The 23,607-nt window shown below is 68.1% G+C and carries 16 protein-coding genes and 6 pseudogenes; 8 read left to right on the top strand and 14 right to left on the bottom strand.

The window, feature by feature from the left end:
* Positions 1–17 precede the first annotated feature (17 nt).
* From iolD to iolC, 5 genes and pseudogenes are all read right to left on the bottom strand, one after another.
* Positions 18–1,899: pseudogene (gene iolD / locus QUE79_RS09310) on the bottom strand (3D-(3,5/4)-trihydroxycyclohexane-1,2-dione acylhydrolase (decyclizing)).
* A gap of 41 nt (positions 1,900–1,940) precedes the next feature.
* Entirely contained in the window at positions 1,941–2,858 is a 918-nt protein-coding gene (gene iolB / locus QUE79_RS09305) for a 5-deoxy-glucuronate isomerase (RefSeq protein WP_286346412.1), read from the bottom strand.
* A 47-nt stretch (positions 2,859–2,905) separates the two neighbouring features.
* Positions 2,906–4,435, bottom strand: coding sequence for a CoA-acylating methylmalonate-semialdehyde dehydrogenase (locus tag QUE79_RS09300; RefSeq protein ID WP_434011042.1), 1,530 nt, complete (start codon positions 4,433–4,435; stop codon positions 2,906–2,908).
* 56 nt (positions 4,436–4,491) lie between these two features.
* Complete coding sequence (locus QUE79_RS09295) at positions 4,492–5,415, bottom strand: class I fructose-bisphosphate aldolase (protein WP_286346411.1); 924 nt, start codon at positions 5,413–5,415, stop codon at positions 4,492–4,494.
* Positions 5,408–6,375: pseudogene (gene iolC, locus QUE79_RS09290) on the bottom strand (5-dehydro-2-deoxygluconokinase). The gene QUE79_RS09295 and the pseudogene iolC overlap by 8 nt, the downstream one beginning before the upstream one ends.
* On the opposite strand from iolC, the pseudogene rmuC (QUE79_RS09285) reads away from it, so the two are divergent.
* Positions 6,348–7,241, top strand: a pseudogene (gene rmuC / locus QUE79_RS09285) (DNA recombination protein RmuC); the annotation flags it as partial. The pseudogenes iolC and rmuC (QUE79_RS09285) overlap by 28 nt on opposite strands.
* 110 nt (positions 7,242–7,351) lie before the next feature.
* Positions 7,352–7,756 (top strand): DNA recombination protein RmuC, encoded by a 405-nt coding sequence (gene rmuC / locus QUE79_RS09280; RefSeq protein ID WP_286346410.1) that lies wholly within the window; start codon positions 7,352–7,354, stop codon positions 7,754–7,756.
* Positions 7,757–7,763: 7 nt separating this feature from the next.
* Here the strand turns inward: rmuC (QUE79_RS09280) and glpX are convergent, their stop codons facing one another.
* Positions 7,764–8,762, bottom strand: a complete 999-nt coding sequence (glpX, locus tag QUE79_RS09275) for a class II fructose-bisphosphatase (RefSeq protein WP_286346409.1) — start codon at positions 8,760–8,762, stop codon at positions 7,764–7,766.
* A 127-nt stretch (positions 8,763–8,889) separates the two neighbouring features.
* Here glpX and fbaA point away from each other — a divergent pair.
* A pseudogene (gene fbaA, locus QUE79_RS09270) lies at positions 8,890–9,917 on the top strand (class II fructose-bisphosphate aldolase).
* Between the two features lie 105 nt (positions 9,918–10,022).
* Here the strand turns inward: fbaA and QUE79_RS09265 are convergent.
* Positions 10,023–10,697, bottom strand: a complete 675-nt coding sequence (locus QUE79_RS09265) for a DUF6264 family protein (RefSeq protein WP_286346408.1) — start codon at positions 10,695–10,697, stop codon at positions 10,023–10,025.
* On the bottom strand, positions 10,694–11,707 hold the full coding sequence (locus QUE79_RS09260; RefSeq protein ID WP_286346407.1) for a 4-hydroxy-3-methylbut-2-enyl diphosphate reductase: 1,014 nt from the start codon (positions 11,705–11,707) through the stop codon (positions 10,694–10,696). The genes QUE79_RS09265 and QUE79_RS09260 overlap by 4 nt, the downstream gene beginning before the upstream one ends.
* Positions 11,708–11,856: 149 nt before the next feature.
* Here QUE79_RS09260 and xseA point away from each other — a divergent pair.
* From xseA to QUE79_RS09235, 5 genes and pseudogenes are all read left to right on the top strand, one after another.
* Positions 11,857–13,092: pseudogene (xseA, locus tag QUE79_RS09255) on the top strand (exodeoxyribonuclease VII large subunit).
* 9 nt (positions 13,093–13,101) lie between these two features.
* A complete protein-coding gene (locus QUE79_RS09250; protein WP_286346406.1) occupies positions 13,102–13,323 on the top strand; it encodes an exodeoxyribonuclease VII small subunit in 222 nt (73 codons plus the stop codon).
* Positions 13,320–13,988: a DUF4245 family protein gene (locus QUE79_RS09245; protein ID WP_286346405.1), complete on the top strand. Its 669-nt coding sequence runs from the start codon at positions 13,320–13,322 to the stop codon at positions 13,986–13,988. Before QUE79_RS09250 ends, QUE79_RS09245 begins: the two co-directional genes overlap by 4 nt.
* Positions 13,989–14,040: 52 nt before the next feature.
* Positions 14,041–14,643, top strand: a complete 603-nt coding sequence (locus QUE79_RS09240) for a carbonic anhydrase (RefSeq protein ID WP_286346680.1) — start codon at positions 14,041–14,043, stop codon at positions 14,641–14,643.
* Positions 14,644–14,726: 83 nt separating this feature from the next.
* On the top strand, positions 14,727–16,139 hold the full coding sequence (locus tag QUE79_RS09235) for a class II fumarate hydratase (RefSeq protein WP_286346404.1): 1,413 nt from the start codon (positions 14,727–14,729) through the stop codon (positions 16,137–16,139).
* A gap of 109 nt (positions 16,140–16,248) precedes the next feature.
* Here QUE79_RS09235 and QUE79_RS09230 read toward each other — a convergent pair whose 3' ends face one another.
* The 6 genes and pseudogenes from QUE79_RS09230 to QUE79_RS09205 form a co-directional block, all read right to left on the bottom strand.
* Complete coding sequence (locus tag QUE79_RS09230; RefSeq protein ID WP_286346403.1) at positions 16,249–16,800, bottom strand: prepilin peptidase; 552 nt, start codon at positions 16,798–16,800, stop codon at positions 16,249–16,251.
* A 201-nt stretch (positions 16,801–17,001) separates the two neighbouring features.
* Complete coding sequence (gene phoH2, locus QUE79_RS09225) at positions 17,002–18,381, bottom strand: RNA 5'-3' helicase PhoH2 (RefSeq protein WP_286346402.1); 1,380 nt, start codon at positions 18,379–18,381, stop codon at positions 17,002–17,004.
* Positions 18,382–18,653: 272 nt separating this feature from the next.
* Positions 18,654–19,781: an aminotransferase class V-fold PLP-dependent enzyme gene (locus QUE79_RS09220; RefSeq protein WP_286346401.1), complete on the bottom strand. Its 1,128-nt coding sequence runs from the start codon at positions 19,779–19,781 to the stop codon at positions 18,654–18,656.
* 70 nt (positions 19,782–19,851) lie between these two features.
* Positions 19,852–20,613, bottom strand: a pseudogene (locus QUE79_RS09215) (isoprenyl transferase); the annotation flags it as partial.
* A 134-nt stretch (positions 20,614–20,747) separates the two neighbouring features.
* A complete protein-coding gene (locus QUE79_RS09210) occupies positions 20,748–22,658 on the bottom strand; it encodes an ABC transporter ATP-binding protein/permease (protein ID WP_286346400.1) in 1,911 nt (636 codons plus the stop codon).
* A 1-nt stretch (position 22,659) separates the two neighbouring features.
* The gene (locus QUE79_RS09205; protein WP_286346399.1) at positions 22,660–23,502 is read right to left on the bottom strand and encodes a peptidoglycan-binding domain-containing protein; all 843 of its coding nucleotides are present in this window, start codon (positions 23,500–23,502) and stop codon (positions 22,660–22,662) included.
* Positions 23,503–23,607 lie beyond the last annotated feature (105 nt).

Here is a 23,607-nt window from a genome sequence, read left to right as displayed (position 1 = left end):
AAATGGTGGGTGAGGGATCAGCCGAGGAGAGGTCGCTGCTTGGCCTGTTCGACGAGGTACTCCTCGAGCGCCTTCTGCGTGCTCGGGATCGTCGACGCCTTCGCGACCGGGACGTCCCACCAACCGGCACCGTCCGGGGCGTAGATCAGGGGGTCGCTGTTGATGTGGATGAGCGTGGTCGTGTCGGATGCCTTGGCCGTCGCGATGGCGGCTGACAGCTCGGCGATCGAGTTGCCCGTCGGTTCGATCTCGATCACGTCGACGCCGTAGCTGCGCGCGTTGGCGGCGAGGTCGACGGGAAGGATCTCGGATCCCTGGAAGTCGAGGGTCTCGGGATCCTGCTTCCGGTACAGGGTGCCGAAGCGCTCGGAGCCGACGGTCTCGGAGAGGTGGCCGATCGACGCGTAGCCCTGGTTCTGGATGAGCACGACGATGATCTTGATTCCCTCGGCCACGGCCGTGACGAGTTCGGTGTGCAGCATCAGGTACGAGCCGTCGCCGACCATGACGATGACGTCGCGGTCGGGAGCTGCGCGCCGGACACCGAGTCCGCCCGCGATCTCGTAGCCCATCGTCGAGAACGCGTACTCGACGTGGTAGCCGAGCGCCTCGCGGACGCGCCACAGCTTGTGGAGGTCGCCGGGGAGGGATCCTGCGGCCTGGACGACGACGTCGGTCGGGTCGGACGCGGCCTGGACGGCGCCGATGATCTCCGGCTGGCCCGGCAGCGCGAGACCGCTCGGCAGGAACGCCTCGTCGACCAGGTCGTCCCAGGCCGCTTTCTCGGCGGCGATCTTCGCGGCGTACGCGGCGTCGACGTGGTACTCGCTGAGCGCGCCGGCCAGGGCCTCGATGGCTTCGCGGGCGTCCGCGATGATCGGCAACTGCGAGCCGTGCTTGTAGGCGTCGAACGAGGTGACGTTGATGTTGACGAAGGTCACGTCGGGATCCTGGAAGACGGTGCGCGAAGCGGTCGTGAAGTCGCTGTAACGGGTGCCGATGCCGATGACGACGTCGGCTTCCCCTGCCAACCTGTTCGAGGCGAGGGTGCCGGTCGCGCCGACGCCGCCGAGGTACTGGGCGTGGTCCCAGGGGAGGGCTCCCCGCCCGCCTGCGTGGTGCCGACGGGGATTCCGGTGGTCTCGGCGAACGCGAGGAGCTGCTGCTCGGCGTCGGAGTAGATGACGCCGCCCCCGCGACGATGAACGGGCGCTCGGCTGCCGTGATCGCGGCGATCGCGCGCTCCAGCGGGCCCTTCTCGGGAAGGGGGCGGCGGATGTGCCACTCGCGCGGCTGGAGGAACTCGAGGGGGACGTCGACGGCCTCGGCCTGGACGTCTTCGGGCAGGGCGATCGTCACGGCGCCCGTCTCGGCGGGGTCGGTCAGCACGCGCAGGGCAGCGAGAGCGATCGAGAAGAGCTTCTCGGGGCGGTCGACGCGGTCGAAGAAGCGCGACAGCGGCCTGAACGCGTCGGTGACCTGGACGCTCGTGTCGTGCGGCTGCTCGATCTGCTGCAGGACCGGGTCGGACACGCGGGTCGCGAACGTGTCGCTCGGGAGCAGCAGGACCGGCAGGCGGTTGGTCGTCGCCAGGGCGGCTCCGGTCAGCAGGTTCGCGGCACCGGGCCCGACGGACGCGGTCGCGGCGTAGGTCGCGCGGCGGCGGTGCAGGCGGGCGAAGCCGACGCCCTGGTGGACCATGGCCTGCTCGTTACGCGCCTGGTGGTAGGGCATGAGACCCGGCTGCGTGTCGTGGATCTGCTTGAGCGCCTGGCCGACGCCGGCGACGTTGCCGTGCCCGAAGATGCCGAACATCCCCGGGATCGTACGTTCGCGGATGTCGCCGTCGACGGTCCACTGGTTCGCCAGGAACTCGACCAGAGCCTGGCCGACGGTCATGCGCTTGGTACCGGCTTTTTCGGTGCTGGGGCTCGGTGTCGTCATCGACGGCTGCCTTTCGGGGTCTCTTCGGTGTAGGGAAGGCGGGGATCGGGATCTTGCGTGGCCCATTCGGCGCGGATCCATCCGCTCGCGGGGTCGTCGCTGATGTTCCAGACCCGCTCGGGATCCGGGCCCGCCATGACGTTGAGGTAGTAGAGGTCGTAGCCCGGAGCGGCGACGGCAGGACCGTGGTAGCCGTAGGGCACCAGCGCGATGTCGCCGGTGCGGACCAGGGCGTTGATGTCGATCTGCCCCGCGGGCGACGAATAGGTCGCGAACATGCCGAACGGGTCGGCCTCGGCCGGGGCCGAGACGCCGCGCGACACCTCGGACTCGAAGTAGTAGATCTCCTCGAGGCGCGACTCGTGACCGGGGATCGCTTCGTCGTGCTTGTGCGCCGGGTACGACGACCAGTTCTCGGCCGGCGTGATGACCTCGCACACGATGAGCTTCTGGGCGTGCAGCCCGGCCGGGGTGCCGTAGTTGTGCACCTGGCGGGTCGACCGACCCGCGCCCCGGATCTCGACCGGAATGTCGGCCTTGCGGAGCACCTGCACGTCGAGCACCTCGGTCGCGGGCGCCTCGGCGACTGCCACCCGACCGGAGCCGGTGAGCGTCGCCGAGGAGCCGACGCCGAGGTAGGCCACGTCGGGCGGACCGGCGAAGACCGAAGCGCGACCTTCGAGATCGATCTCGCCGGATGATCCTGCGCCACTCCACGAGATGCGGACGTCGCCCGACAGCGGCACGACCATGCGTTCGACGTCGCCGGCCGCGAGGGTGAGCGCCCCCGCGGCCAGGTCGCCGGTACGCAGCCCGGTGTGCTGCCAGCCCTCCAGGGTGTCGTCGACGACGCTCTCCCAGCCGTCGCGGGCGAGTGCGTTGCGCGGGAAGAACCAGGTGGGCTCGTGTTGCATGGTGATGTCTGACCTCGATGTCGTGGTGCGGGCGGTGCGGGCGGCTGCTACGCCTGGGGGAAGCCCAGGTTGATGCCGCCGTGGCTCGGGTCGGACCAGCGAGCGGTGATGGCCTTCTCGCGGGTGAAGAACTCGAAGCCCTGCAGACCGTAGGCCTTCGAGTCGCCGAAGATCGAGTCTTTGAAGCCTCCGAACGAGTAGTAGGCGACCGGCACGGGGATCGGAACGTTGATGCCGATCATGCCGACCTCGATCTCGTTCTGGAAGCGACGAGCAGCGCCGCCGTCGTTCGTGAAGATCGCGGTGCCGTTGCCGAACGCGCCCGAGTTGATGAGGGCGACGCCCTCCTCGTAGGTGTCGACGCGGACGATGCTCAGCACCGGGCCGAAGATCTCCTCGGTGTAGACGCGGCTCGTGAGCGGCACCTTGTCGATGAGGGTCGGACCGAACCAGAAGCCGCCGGGCTCGCCGTCGACCTGGATGCCACGGCCGTCGACGACGACGTCCGCGCCGTCTTCGATGGCGATGTCGACGTAGGAGGCGACCTTGTCGCGGTGCTGCTTCGTGACCAGCGGCCCCATGTCGCACGAGCGGCGACCGTCGCCGATCGTGAGGCCCTTCATCCGCTCGGTGATCAGCGGGACGACCATGTCGGCGACGTCGCCGACGGCGACCAGCACGCTGATCGCCATGCAGCGCTCACCGGCCGAGCCGAAGCCGGCGTTGATCGCCGAGTCGGCGACGAGGTCGAGGTCGGCGTCGGGAAGGACCAGCATGTGGTTCTTCGCTCCGCCGAGGGCCTGGACGCGCTTGCCGTTCTTGGCGGCGGTCTCGTAGATGTACCGCGCGATCGGCGTCGAGCCGACGAACGAGATGCTCGCGACGTCGGGGCTGTTCAGAAGGCCGTCGACGGCGAGCTTGTCGCCCTGGAGCACGGTGAAGACGCCGTCGGGAAGACCGGCCTCTTTGAAGAGCTCCGCCAGGAAGATGCTGGACGACGGGTCTTTCTCGCTCGGCTTCAGAACGACGGTGTTGCCGACGGCGATCGCGATCGGGAAGAACCACATCGGCACCATGACCGGGAAGTTGAACGGGCTGATGACGCCGACGACACCCAGCGGCGACTTCGTCGAGTACACGTCGACGCCCGTCGAGACCTGCTGACTGAACTCGCCCTTGATGAGGTGGGGGAAGCCGGTCGCCAGTTCGAGGACCTCGAGGCCGCGCTGGATCTCGCCGAGGGAGTCGGAGAGGACCTTGCCGTGCTCGGCGGTGAGGATCTCGGCGAGCTCGTCCTTGCGCTCGTTCACCAGCTCGCGGAAGCGGAACATGATCTGCTGACGCTTGGTGATGGAGAGATCGCGCCACGCCGGGAAAGCGGCCTTGGCGGAGGCGATGGCCGCGTCGATCTCCTCCTGGCTGGCGAGGGCGACGTTCTTCGTCGCGACGCCCAGCGCGGGATCGAAGACGGGGCTGGTGCGACCCGATGTGCCGGCGACGCGCTTGCCGTCGATCCAGTGGTCGATCGTGGGGATCTCTGTGCTGCTCGAAGCAGTCGTGGGTGCGGTGGTCGTCACTGTTTTTTCCTTAGGACAGGCGGGCAGGTGCTCGCAGAGGGAGAGATGCGACGCCGTCAGGCGTTCTGAGTGGTGGCGGCGACGTCGGCGTGGACGAGGCCCGCGGCGATGTCGACGGCGGCGACGACGTCGTCGTCCGGCGGGTAGAGCAGGGTGCGTCCGACGGTGAGCCCGCGGACCCCCGGCTGAGCCAGGGCGCGCGCCCACTTGCCGTAGGTCGCATCGGGGGACTCGGCAGGATCGCCGCCCAGCAGCAGGGTGGGAAGGGTCGTGGCCGCCATGACCTGCTCCATGTCGTCGACGACGGGCAGCTTGAGCCAGCTGTAGGCCGTGGACTCGCCGAGACCCGACGCGATGGCGACCGACTTGATCACCGCTTCGGTCGACAGATCGTTCAGGATCTTGCCGTCGACCCAGTTCGAGACGAAGGGCTCGAGCATGATGGGCAGCTTCAGGGAGGCCGACTCGCTGACGGCTCGGGCGGTCGCCTCGATGGTCTCGGCCGTGCCGCGGTCTTCGAGGTTGATGCGGACGAGGAGCTTGGCGAAGTCGAAACCGGCGTCGACGATGCCCCTGGCCGAGTAGGCGGTGAACCGGTCGTCCATCTCGAAGGCCGCGCCCTGGAGGCCACCGCGGTTCATCGAGCCGACGACGACCTTGCCGTCGAGTGCGCCGAGGAGCGCGAGATCTTCGAGGATGTCGGGAGTGCCGAGCACACCGTCGACACCCGGGCGCTCGAGGGCGACCACCAGTCGCCGCAGCAGCTCGCCGCGGTCCGACATGGCGAGTGAATCGCCGCGCACGCCGAGGGCGCCGCGGGCCGTGTGGTCGGCCGCGACGATGAAGAGCTTGCCGTCGCCCTGCAACACGGGTCGGCGGACGCGGCTGGCGAACGCGGCGCCGATCGCTTCCGGCTCGGTCGCCCGGATCTGGCGCAGACGAGCGACGTGACCGTCGAAAGACGCAGTGACGTCAGACATGGAGGGCCTCCTCGAGAACGGCTTCGACCTCGGCGGTCGTGGGCATGGCGGTCGAGCATTCGAACCGGGTCGCGACGATGCCGCCCGCCGCATTGGCGAAGCGGAGCACCTTCTCGAGATCCCAGCCGGAGAGGAGACCGTGGCAGAGAGCGCCGCCGAAGCCGTCGCCCGAGCCGAGCCCGTTGATGACCTTGACCAGGTGCGCGGGCACCTCGATGCTCTCGTCGCGCGTCTTGGCGAGGACGCCTTTCGGGCCCTGCTTGACGATGGCGAGCTCGACGCCGCGCTCGAGGAGGGCGTCTGCGGCACGCTGCGGATCGGTCTCGCCCACGGCGACCTCGCACTCCTCGCGGTTGCCGACGGCCACCGTGACGTGCTCGAGGGCCTTGCCGACCTCGCGCGAGGCGACCTCGGGCGACGACCAGAACATGGGCCGGTAGTCGAGGTCGAGGATCGTCAGCGGGCGACGACCGCGCGCTTGGTAGGCGACGTGGTGGGCCTGGCGACTCGGCTCCTCGGAGAGGCCGGTGACGGTGGTCCAGAACACGCCGGCCTGCTCGATGGCGGCCAGGTCGAGCGACTGGACCGTGATCATGAGGTCGGGGCCTTCGGCGCCCGGTAGAAGTAGAGCGGGAAGTCGTCGGGTGGGAAGATCTCGCAGAAGGTGACCGGGGTGTTGAGACCGGGCACGGTCGAGATGAACTCGGTCGAGACGCCGAGGCGGTCGAGCTCCTCGACCACGTAGCGGCCGAACGGGTCGGCGCCCGTGCGGGTGACGACTGCGGCACTGTGCTCGTAGCGCGAGGCCGCGATGGCCACGTTGGTCGCGCTGCCGCCCACCGACTTCGAGAAGGTCTCGACCTTCTCGAGCGGTACGCCCGCCTGCTGGGGGTAGATGTCGACCCCGATACGCCCCATCGTGACGATGTCATATGGGGAATGGTTGTGCGTCTGCGTCATACTCCGCTGTACAACTTTCTGTGCTGGAGGTCGTCCTGAATGGCCTGGTGCGATCGAGCGTACACGCATCTTGGCTTAATGTCAGGACATGCTTGGTGAGCATTGTCCGTGAGCCCCTGCTGAGCCTCCCGGGTGATGTCGGTGGCCCCTGCGAGACTGCCACCATGTCGCCCGTCCTCGCACTTCTCCTGGGTCTTCTCGTCGGCTGCGCCATCGGCCTGCTCGTCGGTGTCGCGCTCGTACGCGCCCGCTTGGCCGCGGCCACATCCACCTCCGAGGCGCTTCGCGAGCGTCTCTCAGCGCAAGAGACGTTGCACGCGCGTCAGCTCGATCAGCAGGAGGAGCGCATCGGCGAGCTCCACGACCGCCTGATCGCGACCGCCGAGGCGGAGACCCGTCGCGGCGCCACCGACGGGCGGGTACTGACAGCCCTGAGCCCCGTGGCCGAGAGCCTGCGCGCGGTTCAGGCCAAGGTGGCCGAACTCGAGCAGCAGCGGCAGAGAGAGCACGGCCAGCTCAGCGAACAGCTCCGGGCCGCCTCCGAGTCCGAGGAGCGCCTCCGCTCCACCGCCGAGTCGCTTGCGGCCGCGCTCAAGTCGAACAGCACCCGCGGCGTCTGGGGCGAGACGCAGCTCCGCAACGTCGTCCAGGCCGCCGGTCTCCTCGAGCGCGTCGACTTCGACGTGCAGACCAGCATCCGCAGCGACGCCGGGGCGGGCAGGCCAGACATGGTGATCCACCTGCCCGGCGGCAAGAACATCGCCGTCGATGCGAAGGTGCCGTTCACCGCCTACCTCGAGGCCTCGACCATCCCCGCCACCGCGACCGGCGCCGAGGGCGCCCGGAGAACCGAGCTCCTCCGCGAGCACGTCAAGGCCGTCCGCGGCCACATCGACACCCTGGCCGGCAAGACGTACTGGGCCGGGCTCGACTCCTCCCCGAACTCACCATCGCGTTCATCCCGAGCGAGTCATTGGTGTCGTCGGCCCTCGAGGCCGACCCGTCGATCATGGACTACGCGTTTCAGAAACGCATCGCCCTCGCCTCCCCCGTCACGCTCTGGTCCGTCCTCAAGACGATCGCCTTCAGCTGGCAGCAAGACGTGGTCACGCAGGAGGCCAAGCAACTCTTCGACCTCAGCCGCGAGCTCTACGGCCGCATCTCGACGCTGGCGACGCACGTCGACAAGCTCGGTCGTTCGCTCCACACCTCGGTCACCGACTACAACCGGTTCGTCGGTTCTCTCGAGCGGCAGGTGCTGCCCTCGGCGCGCCGACTCAGCATGCTCGACGAGTCGACCGTGCTGGCCACGCCGGCGCCGCTCGACGACGTGCCGCGCGATCTTGCCGCCGTCGAGCTGACCTCGCGGCTCGACGGCTAGGGCGTGTCTACGACTCTTCGCCGAGCCACTTCGATTCGAGGTGGTCCGCGACGACGCGGCGCTGGGTGCCCGAGTGCGAGCGAAGCACGAGCGACTCGGTGCGGATCATGCCGTTTTTCCGCGAGACACCGGCCACGAGACCTCCGTCGGTGACGCCCGTCGCGACGAAGTAGGTGTTGTCACCGGTGACGAGGTCGTTCTGGTCGAGAACCCGGTTCAGGTCGTGACCGGCATCGATCGCCTTCTGACGCTCGACGCTGTCCTTCGGCGCCAACCGCGCCTGGATCAAGCCGCCCAGCGCCTTGATCGCGCAGGCCGTGATGATTCCCTCCGGAGTACCACCCGTGCCGACGCACATGTCGATCCGCGAATCCGGCATCGCCGCGTTGATCCCACCCGCGACATCACCGTCGAGCAGCAGCCGCGTGCCCGCCCCCGCCGCCCGGATGTCCGCGATGAGCTGCTTGTGTCGCGGCCGATCCAGCACGGCGACGACCATCTGCTCGACCGGGAGACCCTTCGCCCGAGCCAACGCCTTGATGTTCTCCCCGATCGGCTTGTCGAGGTCGATGATGCCCAGACCCTCAGGGCCGGTCACGATCTTGTCCATGTAGAACACGGCACTCGGGTCGTACATCGTGCCGCGGTCCGAGACCGCGATGACCGACACGGCGTTCTGCCGACCCGTCGCGGTCAGCGACGTCCCGTCGATGGGATCCACGGCGATGTCGAACGAACCGCCGTTGCCGGTACCGACGTGCTCACCGTTGAACAGCATCGGCGCCTCGTCCTTCTCGCCCTCGCCGATCACCACGACACCGTCGAAATCCACCGTCCCGAGGAACTTGCGCATCGCATCGACCGCCGCGCCGTCGGCGAGGTTCTTCTCGCCCCGCCCGATCCACGGAGCAGCCCGGATCGCCGCCGCCTCCGTCGCCCGCACCAACTCCATCCCAAGGTTCCGATCAGGGTTCGTGAAGAGCGTTCCGGTCGCAGTAGTCGTCATGAAGCGAACTTTACTCGGGCGACGCGACGCGTCGGTCGCGCTGGTCGTCCCGAGCTGCGCTCACGCCCGCGTCCTGGCGGTCGCGTCTAGAGTGATCCTGAACGTGCCCGTCATCGAAGGAGAAGTCATGCCCGTCGCAACACCCGAGCAGTATGCCGAGATGCTCGACCGAGCGAAGACCCAGGGGTTCGCCTACCCCGCGATCAACGTCTCGTCGTCGCAGACGATCAACTCGGTTCTGCAGGGCCTGACCGAGGCCGGCTCCGACGGAATCATCCAGGTCACGACGGGTGGCGCCGACTACTTCGCCGGGCAGACGGTCAAGAACCGCGCGGCCGGCGCCCTCGCCTTCGCCAAATTCGCCACCGAGGTCGCCAAGAACTACCCCGTCACGGTCGCACTGCACACCGACCACTGCCCCAAAGACGCGCTCGACGGTTTCGTCCTGCCCCTCATCGCCGCATCCGAAGAAGAGGTGAAGGCGGGCCGCAATCCGATCTTCCAGTCGCACATGTGGGACGGCTCCGCCGTTCCCCTCGACGAGAACATCTCGATCGCCGAAGACATGCTGAAGCGCACCCGCGCGATCAACGCCATCCTCGAGGTCGAGATCGGTGTCGTCGGCGGCGAGGAAGACGGCGTCCAGCACGAAGGCACCAACGACGCGCTCTACACGACGGTCGGCGACGTCACCCGGGTCGTGGAGGCCCTGGGCCTCGGCGAGAAGGGCCGGTACATCGCCGCGCTCACCTTCGGCAATGTCCACGGCGTCTACAAGCCGGGCAACGTGAAGCTGCGCCCCGAGCTGCTGGGCGAGATCCAGGCCGGCATCCAGGAGAAGTTCGGCACGAAGGAGAAGCCCTCGAACTCGTCTTCCACGGCGGCTCGGGCTCCTCCGCAGGCGAGATCGCCGAGGCCGTCTCGAACGGCGTCGTCAAGATGAACATCGACACCGACACGCAGTACGCGTTCTCCCGGTCGATCGCCGACACGGTGCTCAAGAACTACGACGGCTTCCTCAAGGTCGACGGTGAAGTCGGCAACAAGAAGGTCTACGACCCGCGCTCCTGGGGCAAGATCGCCGAGTCCGCGATGGCGGCCCGCGTCGTCGAGGCCACCCGCGAGCTCGGCTCGTTCGGCCACTCGCAGGGCTGAGCGAAGACGGGCTCCTGCCCCTGACCCGACACGGGCCCGACCTTCTGGCCGGGCCCGTCGTTCGTTCTCCGGCCGGTTCGCCCGAGGCGGTTCTCTGGAGTGGACCTACAGCGGTGCGGAAGCGATGCCGACGAACGAGGGGTCGTTCATCACGACGGCGACGACGCACACGCCGGTGGCCAGATTGACGACGATCCCGGTGACGAGCAGCACCACCCACGAGCGCTTGCCGGCGCGCAGGCGGCGGATGGCCCAGATCGCCACGAGCAGGTAGACGGCGACCGACGCCACGGCGCTGATCACGGCGACCGAGTGCAGGGCCGCACCGTTGTGGAAGTCACCGCGCAGGTAGCCGAGGCTCGTGAACTCGGAGACGTAGGTCTGGACGAACGCCGACGTCTGGAGCGCGCCCCGAATCACGTCGTAGAGGCCGTAGGCCAGCAGGATCATCGTGGCGAAGCGGTTGAACGACGCGTTCCGCACGGCGGAGGGCGGGCGCCCGGGCACCGGGGCACCCGTCGGCGGTGGAGCGTCGAACGTGCGCGGAACCTGTGGCCGCCGGGTCTCGGTGCCGACAGGTCCGCCGCGCCGGGCATCCTGCACGACGTCGGTCTCCGTCGTCGGTGCCTCGGGTTCTTCGACGGGCGCGACCGGGCTCACCCAGCCGGCCGGCGCGTATTCGCCGTAGCCGGGAGCCGGGCGACCCTCGACCCGGGCAGGCATGAGATCCGCAGGATCGACGCGCTCGCCGTACCGCGGTCGGTCGTCGGCGTCGCTCATCGGTTGCGACCGCCCAGGGCCCGCGAGTCGTCTTTGCCCGTGGCGTCTTTCCGCAGCTCTTTCGGGAGGGAGAACATGAGGTCTTCTTCGGCCGTCTTGACCTCGCCGACATCGAGGTAACCGGCGTCGGAGAGTTCGGCGAGGACCTCGTCGACCAGCACCTCGGGCACCGAGGCGCCCGACGTGACTCCCACGGTCTCGACGCCGTCGAGCCACTCCTGCTGGATCTCGCTCGAGTAGTCGACCCGGTAGGCCGCCTTGGCCCCGTACTCGAGCGCGACCTCGACGAGGCGCACGCTGTTCGACGAGTTCGCGCTTCCGACGACGATCACGAGGTCGGCGTCCTGCGCGACCTTCTTGATGGCGACCTGGCGGTTCTGCGTGGCATAGCAGATGTCGTCGGACGGCGGGTTCTGGATGTTCGGGAAGCGCTCGCGCAGACGCCGCACGGTCTCCATCGTCTCGTCGACGCTGAGGGTGGTCTGCGACAGCCAGACGAGGTTGTCGGGGTCGTCGACCTCCAGGAGGTCGACCTCTTCGGGGTTCTGGACCAGGGTGGTGCGATCGAGCGCGTGACCCATCGTGCCCTCGACCTCTTCGTGGCCGGCGTGCCCGATCAGGATGATGTGCTGCTCCTGCTTCGCGAAACGCACCGCCTCGCGATGCACCTTGGTGACCAGAGGGCAGGTCGCGTCGATCGACTGGAGACCGCGGTCGAGAGCGCCCTGCACGACGCTCGGGGCGACACCGTGGGCGCTGAAGACGATGTGCGACCCCTCGGGCACCTCGTCGACCTCGTCGACGAAGATGGCGCCCTGCTTCTCGAGGGTCGAGACGACGTGCACGTTGTGGACGATCTGCTTTCGCACGTAGACGGGCGCCCCGTAGTGCTCGAGAGCTTTCTCGACGGCGATGACGGCGCGATCGACGCCGGCGCAGTAGCCGCGAGGAGCCGCCAGGAGCACACGTTTGCGCCCGATGACGGGGGTATCCTTTAGCCTGTTGCGCACCGCGGGAACACGCGGCGTCGGAAGGTCGATGGCGAGAGCGCCATTGGTAATTCGGCTCACAGAGGGATTGTAGGCGGCGCGCCTGAGTCGCCCCCTGACAACCGCTCAAATCGCGAAGCCCTCGAACAGCGCATCAGGAGGAGAACCACTTGACGATCGTCACGCCGCCTCCTACGGCCGAGAGCCCCTGGCCCGTCGGTCTCCTGGCGGGCAAGGTCCGAGACTGGATCGATCGACTCGGCACCGCCTGGGTCGAGGGCGAGATCACGCAGTGGAACTCATCCGGCGGCAACGTCTACGGCAAGCTCAAAGACCTCGAGATCGACGCGACCATCTCGTTCTCGATCTGGTCGAGCGTCCGATCGAAGATCCCCGCCGACCTCAAGCAGGGCGACCGCGTCATCGCCGCGATCAAACCCAACTTCTGGGTCAAGGGCGGCACGCTCACGATGCAGGTCTTCGACATGCGTCACGTGGGCATCGGCGATCTCCTCGAGCGCCTCGAACGACTCCGGCGCCAGCTCGCCTCCGAGGGCCTGTTCTCGAGCGACCGCAAACGCGCCCTTCCGTTCCTCCCCCAGTGCATCGGACTGATCACCGGCAAAGACAGCGACGCCGAGAAAGACGTCCTCCGCAACGCGCAGCTGCGCTGGCCGTCGGTGCAGTTCAAGGTCGTCCACGCCGCTGTCCAGGGCGAACGGATGGTCTCCGAGGTGACGGCCGCCCTGCAGAGGCTCGACGCCGATCCCGGGGTCGACGTCATCATCGTCGCGCGCGGCGGCGGCGACTTCCAGAACCTGCTCGGTTTCAGCGACGAAGGTCTGGTCCGTGCCGCGGCCGCCGCCACGACGCCGATCGTCAGCGCCATCGGTCACGAGGCCGATCGCCCCCTGCTCGACGACGTCGCCGATCTCCGTGCGTCCACCCCGACCGACGCCGCGAAGCGCGTCGTTCCCGACGTCGGCGAAGAACTCCAGGGGTTCGCCAGGCGCGCAGCCGAATCGGCATGAGGCTGACCCAGGTCATCAACACCGAGATCGACCGCCTCGGCCAGATCAGAAGCCGTCCCGTGCTGGCCAATCCGCAGACGCTGATCGACGTCCGCGCCGACGAGCCTCGTCCGGTACGTCGCCAGAAGCGAAGAACTCCTCCATCGCGTCCTCGAACGCGCCTCGACTCGCGTCTCCGAACTGACCGGGCAGCTCCGAGCCCTGTCCCCCGAGTCGACGCTGCGCCGAGGCTATGCCATCGCCCAGCTCCCGTCGGGCGCCGTCCTCCGCGACGCCGCCGAAGCGCCCGAAGACACTCCGCTGCTCCTCACCCTCGCCTCCGGCACGCTCGGCGCCACGAGCACCGGTTCAGCTCCCTCCGCCCCCGCTCGATAGGATCATTCCGTGGCCCAGACCTCTCTCCCCGACGTCGCCGACCTCAGCTACGAGCAGGCGCGCGACGAACTCGTCACCGTGGTGAACGAGCTCGAACAGGGCTCCTCCACGCTCGAACGCTCCCTCGCCCTGTGGGAACGCGGCGAGACCCTGGCCGCCCGCTGCGAAGAGTGGCTGCTCGGGGCGAAAGAGCGACTCGAGAAGGCGCGCGCCACAGAGAGCACCTCATGACCAACACGCCGTCCTCGCCCCCGCCCTCGCTCGGCAAGCAGCGCGCACCTCGGGTCGTCGCCGAGCTCGGCCGACCCGAGACGCCCGGCGAGACCGCGGCCCGGAAGGCCGCCAGTTCCCGCGCGCACCGCGAGAACCAGACGGCGTTCAACCTCGTGATCGCCATCGTGGTCTCGGTGGTGATCGTCGTCCTGCTCGTCCTCGCCGTGGTCCGGCCCAACGGTTCACAGCTGAAGAGCGTCGACTATCTGCAGGTCGCCTCCCAGGCGCAGCAGCAGGTGACGACCTCTCTCGTGGCTCCGAAGATGCCCTCCGGCTGGACCTCCAATCGGGCCGAGATCAAGCCGGCCGGGTCCGACGGAGTGCAGTCGTGGTACATCGGTTTCCTCACCCCCAAGACACAGTTCATCGGCATGACGCAGGGGTTCAAGGCGAACAAGACGTGGGTGAGCAATCAGCTCGACGAGGGCAACACGACCTCCTCGACCCGGATCGACGGCGTCACCTGGAACATCTACGACCGACGCTCCGACGACGGCGCCGGCAACCTGGAGTACGCCATGGTCACCACGGTCGACGACTCCACCGTGGTCCTGGCCGGGACGGCCGACGACGCGGAATTCACCCTGTTGGCCAAGCGAGCGACCGCTCAGCTCGAGAAGTGAGACTCTCCGCGTGAAACCGAACGACCCGACCCCCGGCGAAGCCTGGGCCGCGATGACCGCAGGCAACGACCGCTTCGTCTCGGGGCGCCCCGACCATCCCCACCAGGATGCCGACCGTCGAGCCCAGGTGGCCGAGGGCCAGCAGCCGATCGCTGCCCTCTTCGGGTGCGCCGACTCCCGACTGGGCGCCGAGATCATCTTCGACGTCGGACTCGGCGACCTCTTCGTCGTCCGCAACGCGGGTCAGGTGGTGGGCGACACCGTTCTCGGCTCCCTCGAGTACGCCGTCGCCGTGCTGAAGATCCCCCTCATCGTCGTCCTCGGACACGACAAGTGCGGGGCCGTCGCGGCGGCCATCGAGTCGATCGATGCCAATTCCGAGCCCGAGACCTTCTATCTGCAGCGGTTGATCGACATGATCGTGCCGTCGGTCAAGCGTGCTCACCGAGCGCTCGACGCGACGTCGGAAGACGCGCGCGCCGTCGACCCCCGCGAAGTCGGTCGACTGCACATCGAGGCGTCCGTCGGGGCACTGCTCGAGCGGTCGATTCTCATCTCCGAGGCAGTCGCCAGCGGTAGATTGGCTGTCGTCGGTGCGAACTACGATCTCGCAAACGGCAAGGTCGACCCGCACACCGTGGTCGGCACCCTCTGAACCCACTCGCCGTCACCGGCGAGCAACCGTGCGACATCCCGCACACCGCCCGCCCCGCGGGCCGACGGAAGGACCACAGCGACGTGACCACGACCGAGACCTCGGCCACCCCCGACTACCGCATCGAGCACGACACCATGGGCGAGGTGCGAGTCCCGGCCTCGGCGCTCTACGGCGCGCAGACCCAGCGAGCGGTCGAGAACTTCCCGATCTCGGGCGCCGGCCTCGAGCCGGCCCAGATCGTGGCCCTCGCTCGAATCAAACGTGCGGCCGCGGTGGTCAACGGTCAGATGGGCATTCTCGACGAGAAGATCGCCGACGCCATCGCCGGCGCCGCCGACCAGCTCATCGACGGTCAGCACCACGACCAGTTCCCGGTCGACGTCTACCAGACGGGTTCCGGCACCTCCTCCAACATGAACATGAACGAGGTGCTCGCCACCCTCGCGTCGGCCCTCCTCGGGTCGCCCGTGCACCCGAACGACCACGTCAACGCCTCGCAGTCCTCCAACGACGTGTTCCCGACGTCCGTCCACGTGGCCGTCACCGGCGCGATCCTGCACGACCTCATCCCCGCCCTCGACCACCTCGCGGTCTCGCTCGAGAAGAAGGCCGAGGAGTGGAAGGGCGTCGTCAAGTCCGGTCGCACCCACCTGATGGACGCCACTCCGGTCACTCTCGGCCAGGAGTTCGGCGGCTACGCCAGGCAGATCCGGCTCGGTATCGAGCGGGTCACCTCGACGCTGCCCCGAGTCGCCGAGGTTCCGCTCGGCGGCACGGCGACCGGTACGGGCATCAACACCCCCGCAGGGTTTCCGCAGCGGGTCATCGCTCTACTGGCCGCAGACTCCGAGCTGCCCATCACGGAGGCTCTCGACCACTTCGAAGCGCAGGGTGCCCGCGACGGTCTCGTCGAGGCTTCCGGCGCCCTCCGCGTGCTCGCGGTGAGCCTCACCAAGATCAACAACGACCTGCGCTGGATGGGCTCCGGGCCCAACACGGGCCTCGGCGAACTGCACATCCCCGACCTGCAGCCCGGATCGTCGATCATGCCGGGCAAGGTCAACCCGGTGATCCCCGAAGCCGTGCTGATGGTCGGCGCGCGCGTCATCGGCAACGACGCCACCATCGCCTGGGCGGGCGCCTCGGGAGCGTTCGAGTTGAACGTCGCGATCCCCGTCATGGGAACGGCCCTTCTCGAGTCCATCCGACTGCTGTCCAACGCCACGCGTGCTCTCGCCGACAAGGCCGTCGACGGCCTGATCGCGAACGTCGAGCACGCCCGCGCCCTCGCAGAGTCGTCGCCGTCGATCGTCACCCCGCTGAACCGCATCGTCGGGTACGAGGCGGCCGCGAAGATCGCCAAGCACTCGGTCGCCGCCAAGTTGACCGTCCGCGAGGCCGTCATCGACCTCGGCTTCGTCGAGCGCGGCGAGGTCACCGAAGAGCAGCTCGACAAGGCGCTCGACGTGCTCAGCATGACCCACCCGGGCTGATCGGGCTCAGCGCGCGGTTTCGGCGCTGACCCCTCGGTCTGCGGCGCCCGGCCGCGCCTTCCGCGGCTCCTCGTCGTGCGTGGTCCGGCGCCCGGACCGACTGCGGGGTTCAGCCCGCTGGGCCGGGCCACGCAGCGATGCGCGCGGCCACCAGGCCGCACCAGTAGCCGGCGAGCAGACACGGACCGTACGCGATGCTCGTCGCCCGGTGGCGCCGTACTGCGACGACCGCGGCCGCAACGCCCGAGGCACCGGTGACGAGTGCCACCACGGCGAGCGAGCGGACGTCGACCAGGGTTGCGCTCCCGACCAGGGCAACGGCGAGTTTGACGTCGCCCATCCCCACCCCGCCCCGAGCGGATGCCCAGAAGCCGACCGCCGAAATGATCAGGCAGAGCCCGAGGGCCAGCGCAGGATCACGCCCGCCCTCGCCGAACACCCACGACCCCGCGGCCGATAGTGCGACCAGCCCCACCGCCGGCAGCGTCAGCGCGTTGGGCAGCCGACGGTGCTCCAGGTCGCTCCGCACGAGCGCCGGCGTGGCCACAGCCACCCAGCAGGCCGCGGGCGCGGCCGCGAGCCAGTCGAGGCCGGACTCGGGCGCCCCGAGAGCCAGCCCGAGCAGGAGCAGGATCACGGCGGCGTCGACGAATGCGTTCATGCTCCGACGCTAGATCCGCGGCACGGAACACCTCCGCCCTCATCGGGTGCCCTGTGGATGATCCCCGAGCGTCGAGCTCCTGTGGAGAACCGCCACCGCGCGGAACGCGAAAGCGCCGCCCCTCGACGAGGAAGCGGCGCTCTCTGGTGGGACGGCTAGGGCGTGTCTCTCAAGTCACCGCGGGCCACGTGGGAGACACCCCTAGGCCAACTCGTTGGATTCGAGCAGCTCGGTCACCAGCGCGGCGATCGCCGAGCGCTCGGAGCGCGTGAGCGTGACGTGGGCGAAGAGCGGGTGCCCCTTCAGCGTCTCGATCACCGAGGCCACACCGTCGTGGCGGCCGACGCGCAGGTTGTCGCGCTGTGCGACGTCGTGGGTGAGCACCACCCGCGAGTTCTGGCCGATTCGCGACAGCACGGTGAGCAGCACGTTCCGTTCGAGCGACTGCGCTTCGTCGACGATCACGAACGCGTCGTGCAGCGAGCGGCCCCGGATGTGCGTGAGCGGCAGCACCTCGAGGATGCCGCGCTCGACGACCTCGTCGAGGACGTTCTGCGACACGATCGCGCCGAGGGTGTCGAAGACCGCCTGGGCCCACGGGTTCATCTTCTCGCCGGCGTCGCCCGGAAGGTAGCCGAGGTCTTGGCCGCCGACCGCGTACAGCGGACGGAACACCATGATCTTCTTGTGCTGCTGCTTCTCGAGCACGGCCTCCAGCCCGGCGCAGAGGGCCAGCGCCGACTTGCCGGTGCCGGCGCTGCCGCCCAGCGACACGATGCCGACCTCGGGGTCGAGGAGAAGATCGATCGCCAAGCGCTGTTCGGCCGAGCGGCCGTGCAGCCCGAAGACGTCGCGGTCGCCGCGCACGAGACGCACCTGCCCCTTCGACACGACGCGGCCGAGAGCCGAACCGCGATCGGAGTGCATGACCAGCCCGGTGTTGACGGGCTGCTCGGCGGCACGGGTCGAGATGTGCTCGTCGTCGTAGAGCTTCGACATCTGCTCGCTCGAGATGTCGACCTCGGCGATGCCGGTGTAGCCGGAGTCGACGACCTGTTCGGCTCGGTACTCTTCGGCGGCGAGGCCGATCGAGGCGGCCTTGACCCGCAGCGGGAGGTCTTTCGACACGACGACCACGTCGAGCCCGTCGTTGGAGAGGTTCGTCGCCACGGCCAGAATGCGCGAGTCGTTGTCGTCGAGGCGGAGGCCCGACGGCAGGACGGACATGTTGGAGTGGTTCAGCTCGACGCGGAGCGAACCGCCCTTGCCCACCTCGACCGGGAAGTCGAGACGCTCGTGCTTGATGCGGAGTTCGTCGAGGAGCCTCAGCGCCTGTCGCGCGAAGTAGCCGAGCTCGGGGTCGTGCCGCTTGCCCTCGAGTTCGGAGATGACGACGACGGGCAGGACGACGGCCTGCTCGGCGAAGCGGAACATGGCCTGTGGATCGGAAAGCAGAACCGATGTGTCGAGAACGTACGTGCGCTGTGTGACGCCTGCGCCCGTCACCTGCTCCCGACCCTCGATGGCGCCTTCAGTAGAAGAAACAGCTGCGGTGTCGAAAGAGGTCACGACCCACTCCATCTCCGAGTGCTGGGCACTCGGTACCTTCCCGCAAGACGGCCGTGGAGCAAGAGCTAGACGAACTTACGTGGCCGTCTCGACCGGGTGCTCTACCCGATGGCTCGAAGCTACGTGCTGCCACCGACAATGACCAAATCCGACACACCGGCCTTGGTTACAGGGAGATTAACGCGAGTCACATCCGCCCCAGAAATCAGGGGCGCTCACCGGCGGGACCTCCCGAAGACGGGGGTCGAGGAGTGCCCGACCCGGCGTGATCCTGCTCGCTCGCCTCAGTACTGAGCGCTCGACCCGAACGAGGTGAACGCCCCGCGCAGCGCCTCCAGGGTCTCCTCGCCGGTGGAGACGTGAGCGCTGAGACGCACGGTGCCGTCGCGCACGGTGGCGGTGATGCCGTGGTTGATGAGAGCGGCGGTGAGGGCGGTGACCTGCGCGGGCTCCGGCTCGAGCACGACGATGCCGGCGCGTTCGGACTCGTCGCGCGACGAGGAGACCGGAAGGACGAACTCGTCGGCGAGGTCGATGAGCTGGGAGACCGTCTGGCCGATCGACGCCTGGATCTCCGAGACGCCGACCTCCGCGATGCCCTCGAGGGCTGTGGCGAAGCGAGCCTGCGCGATCGGATCGGAGCGGGTGATCTGGAACGCGGCAGCACCCTGGAGGGGCGGGGGTACCTCCTCGTACGAACCGCCCAGCGGCACGATCGTGCCGGTGACACCGCTGATGAGGGGGACGAGATCGGTGGCGGCGCGTTCGGAGAGGGCGAGGAAACCGGTGCCCCATCCTGCGCGAATCCACTTCTGGCCGCCCGCGACGACCACGTCGGCCAGCTCGTACGGCGCTTCGACGACTCCGAAACCCTGGATGGCGTCGACGATCAGCAGGCGGTCGCCGATGACGTCGCGGATGCCCTCGAGGTCGGCGCGGTAGCCCGTGCGGTAGTCGACGAGGCTCACGGCGACCGCCGTGGTCGCGGGGGTGAGGTTGTCGCGCACGACCTCGGGGGTGACGACACCCTGGGGCGGCTGCATCGTGATCGGGTCGAGCACGTGCAGCGCCTGCGCCGCTCGACGAGCCGCCACCGGAATACTCGGGTATTCGCGGGCGGAGTAGAGGACCTGACCGGTCAGGCCGAAGAAGGCGTGCATGAGGCCGCTCGAGGCGTTGGCCTGGAAGACGACCCGGTCGGTCGGGAACCCGCTGACGCGTCGAACCGCCTCGCGGACGCGGATGTCTTGTTCGTCGAAGACGCCGGCGGCACCGTAGCGGCCGCGAACGTGGATCTCGCTGAGGGCGACCTGCTCGTCGACGACGGCTCGGGACATAGGGCCGAAGGAGGCGAAGTCGAGGTACCCCGGATCGTCACCGAAATTCTGGCGGTACTCGTCGATGGTGGTCACGCGGGCTCCCTGCTGTGTGCTGAACCCACCTACCGTACCGGGGAACCGGGTACCGCAATGGCCGAAGCGGTCAGCTCCCGTACCGTCGGTGACGATTCGCGAAGTCGCGGACGGCGCGGAGGAAGTCGACCTCGCGCAGGTCGGGGTAGTACGCCTCGACGAAGTAGAACTCGCTGTGGGCGCTCTGCCACAGCATGAAGTCGCTCAGCCGCTGCTCTCCGGACGTGCGGATGACGAGGTCGGGGTCGGGCTGCCCGCCGGTGTAGAGGTGGTCGGCGATCATCTCGGGCGTGAGCACCTCGGCGAGGTCGTCGATGGTGCCGCCGCCCTCGCCGTGCTGGCGCACGATGCTCCGCAGCGCGTCGACGATCTCGCGGCGCCCGCCGTAGCCGACGGCGAGGTTGACGTGAAGACCCGTGTGCGAGGCGGTGCTCGACTCGGCGGCCGACAACGCTTCGACGAGCGGGACCGGCAGACCGTCGACCGATCCGACGTGTTGGACGCGCCAGTCGCGCGAGCGTGACAGATCGTCGGCGAGCTCGGCGATGATCTCGACCAGAGCGTCGAGTTCGCCGTTGTCGCGGTTGGTCAGGTTGTCGGCGGAGAGCAGGTAGAGGGTCACCACCTTGATGCCGAGGTCGTCGCACCACACGAGGAACTCGCGGATCTTGGCCGCGCCGGCCCGGTGCCCGTGCGCGGCGGTCTCGAGCATGCGCTCCTTCGCCCAGCGCCGGTTGCCGTCGACGATCATGGCGACGTGGTGCGGCAGGTCGAGCCCGGCCAGGCCCCGCCGGATGCGGTTCTGGTAGAGCCCATAGAGGAACCCGCGGCCGACGGTGGCGTCACCGGAGTCGTCCCCGGGGTTCGTCGCCGCTTCGTCACGAGGCTACGGTAGTCCACGCGCCTGAGCCGTCGCGTCCTCCCCTGCGACGATGGCGAGTAGTCATTCCGAACGATTCGTGCACGCTAGTGGCGAAGTGCGTCATGCGGCAGAATCCGGGAGGCTCGCGCGGCCGCCAGCAACCCTCCCGCCGCGCCGACGAGGATGCCTCCTCCGATCGCCACGGGCGCGAGACGGAGGTCAAAGACGGGGATCCATTGTCGCGCAATGGTGACACCGATGACGGCAGCTAGACCGAGTCCTAGCCCGATGACACCGCCGACGACCCCCATCACGCCGGACTCGACCATCACGAGCCCAGAGATATGGATCGGTCGAGCACCCACCGCGCGTCGAAGCCCGAACTCGTGACGCCGCTCGATCACCGATAGCACCATTGAATTTGCCAGCCCAGCAACAGACCCGAGTAGGGCCAGAACAGTGAATGCCCAAAGCGTGATCTGAACGTCGCTCTCAATGTCGGCTCGCAGGCTCGACGGGTCAGGTGGCGCGTCGACGTGAATTCCGTCTGGCAGGTAGGGATCGATCGCCACGGCAACCTGACGCGCCACCTGCTGGGCGGCACCCGCAGTGGTCACGAGCAGGGCGTGGACTTGAGCTGACTCTTCGTCAAACATCCTGGTGCCGTGAATGGGCACGACCACAGCGCCGACGAGTTCGGCCAGGCGCGGGCTGGAGCTGACGATACCGACCACCGTCCGGTCCTGGCCGCTGATCGTGACCACCGGCCGCGTGTCGACAGACGACAGGGCAAGTTGCTTCGCAAGACTTCGTCCGATGAGGGCTTGACCGGCCCCGAGCTTCCCGTGGTGACCAGTGGCCCACGCGATCGTCGTCCCTGCTACGGCAAGGGCTGACGGCGTCCCATGAAATTCCGGGACTTGCAGCGACGGGCGCGCAGGAGCCGCGCGAACGTACGTTCCCCCGTTCTCGATCAGGACACCTGCACTCTCAACGCCTGCGAGCCCTCGGAGCCGAGATGTGATGTTGTTCCGCGGAGCGGCAGACGACAGTGTTCCTCCAGCCCAGGACGCCGTGACGTATCGATTCGCGTGAGCATCGAACGTGTCAGTGACCTGCGACCTCGCCGACTCGGACAGCCCGAGGGTACTCACGGCCAGCGCTACGCCGACCGCCACTGCCAGAATCAGGGCCACACTTCGACCAGGGCGTGACCGGACAGAGGAGACGGAGTCACGCAGCAGGTCCAGGAATCTCAGCCGGGACGCCCGGCCCGGTGGAGCGCCGACCGGCGGAGTGACGACATCGACGTTCGAGAGCGGGATCTCTGCCCCAGGCGCCCGCGACCTCGTCTCGTCGACCTGAGTGCCGTTACGAAGGGTCACTCTGGCCTCCGTAACAGCCGCGACCTCCGGGGAGTGGGTAACCAGGATCACGGTTCGGCCGGCTCTGTTGAGATCGGCCAGGCACTCGACGACGCGTCGGCTGTTGGCGGAATCGAGGTTTCCAGTGGGTTCGTCGGCGACGACGACGGGAGTGTCGGATGCCAACGCTCGTGCGATGGCGACCCGCTGCCGCTCGCCGCCAGAGAGCGTGGACGAACGCTGTCCGCCACGGTCACGGAGACCCACCTTGTCGAGGGCCACTACAGCGAGTCGACGACGTTCGCGGCTGGGCACCCCGCGATAGAGCAGCCCAAGTTCCACGCTGTCCGTCACCGGGCGCCGGTCGAGCAAATGAAAGCTCTGGAAGATGAAGCCGAAGGTGTCCGAGCGAAGCGCTGTCAGTTCCGTTGCTGCAAGCTCGGTCACCTCCCGGTCATCTATCGAGTAGCTCCCGGAATCCGGCGAATCCAAGAGACCGATCACGTTCAGGAGTGTCGACTTGCCCTCACCCGAGGGGCCTTCGATGACTACAAAGCTTCCCTGCGGCAAAGTGAGATCCACGCCCTTCAACACAGGCTCCTCCGTGGGAACGAAACTGCGCCGAATTCTTTTCAGGATCAGAGTCGGCACTTCATCCGACCTTCACATGATCGCCGGGCGCAAGCTTTTCTCTTCCAGTCGCCGTTACTGCGCTGCGGCCGTCGAGCTGCCCGATCTCGGTGACGGGGATACTGACAAAGCTGCCTTGACGCGTTTGCTTCTGTACGCGCGCTGAACCCGAGCCGCCGGAGATGACGGCTACGGTCGGCACAAGCAGGGAGTCGCGGTCGACCACCTCCACTTCGAGCTCGAGGAGTGCCTCGTGCCCCGACTCGCTCTCGCTGAGCTCACCCGTCGACCCCGCCAGTTCGATGCGCGTGCTCGTTTCGGCCTCGCCCTTGTTCGGTATTACAGCAGTCACGGTGACGGGTCGACGACCGCCACCGATGGAGAGACTGCCCTTCATCCCTTCTCGAATCGCTGACCCGACTTCCGCGGGTACCCCAGCGACAGCTGCCATCGGCCCATGCTCCACCACCGCCAGTGTGCTGTCCAAGATCGGCGAGCCGACCTCCGGCACGCTCACAACGTGGGCCGACGATGTCGACATGACTGTCAGTTCGGCTCTTGGCAGGCGGATTACCGACGGGGCCGTCGGAGTACTTGGCGGCGCAGGTACTGAAGCCACTTCGTCATTCGAAGGCGATTGCAGCGTTTCGTCTCCCGAGCTTGGACCCTCACCACGCGGCACCGAATAGCCGCTGCGGCCATAAAGCGCCGCTACGGCAGCCTCGGTCGATTCCCCGAAGACGCCGTCGGTCGTCACTCGAAGGCCGGCGCTCGTCAGTCCCAGCTGAAGCTGACGGACATCCGGCCCGGAAATGCCCTGTTCGAGGTCTCGGTAGAACGCAAACGCCCCTGGGATGGCGAACACGGGCCGTCCGTTGATCTCGGTGAGAGCCCGTCCTGCGAGGAGGGCCTGGCCGGACGAGAGGGGCCTGCCCGTCACGACAGCGGGACCGTCCGGCGCGACAAACCT

It is taken from the genome of Frondihabitans sucicola (genome assembly GCF_030296615.1).
In the GTDB taxonomy this organism is placed as follows: domain Bacteria; phylum Actinomycetota; class Actinomycetes; order Actinomycetales; family Microbacteriaceae; genus Frondihabitans; species Frondihabitans sucicola.
This window is presented reverse-complemented; position numbering and strand designations above follow the sequence as displayed.

Excerpts from the sequence above, each read along its gene's own strand:
- QUE79_RS09265 (WP_286346408.1), bottom strand. The coding sequence starts at position 10,697 with ATGAGCGACGCCGACGACCGACCGCGGTACGGCGAGCGCGTCGATCCT.
- glpX (WP_286346409.1), bottom strand. The coding sequence starts at position 8,762 with ATGACGACTACTGCGACCGGAACGCTCTTCACGAACCCTGATCGGAAC.
- QUE79_RS09240 (WP_286346680.1), top strand. The coding sequence starts at position 14,041 with ATGACCGCAGGCAACGACCGCTTCGTCTCGGGGCGCCCCGACCATCCC.
- QUE79_RS09295 (WP_286346411.1), bottom strand. The coding sequence starts at position 5,415 with ATGTCTGACGTCACTGCGTCTTTCGACGGTCACGTCGCTCGTCTGCGC.
- phoH2 (WP_286346402.1), bottom strand. The coding sequence starts at position 18,381 with ATGGAGTGGGTCGTGACCTCTTTCGACACCGCAGCTGTTTCTTCTACT.
- QUE79_RS09245 (WP_286346405.1), top strand. The coding sequence starts at position 13,320 with ATGACCAACACGCCGTCCTCGCCCCCGCCCTCGCTCGGCAAGCAGCGC.
- iolB (WP_286346412.1), bottom strand. The coding sequence starts at position 2,858 with ATGCAACACGAGCCCACCTGGTTCTTCCCGCGCAACGCACTCGCCCGC.
- QUE79_RS09230 (WP_286346403.1), bottom strand. The coding sequence starts at position 16,800 with ATGAACGCATTCGTCGACGCCGCCGTGATCCTGCTCCTGCTCGGGCTG.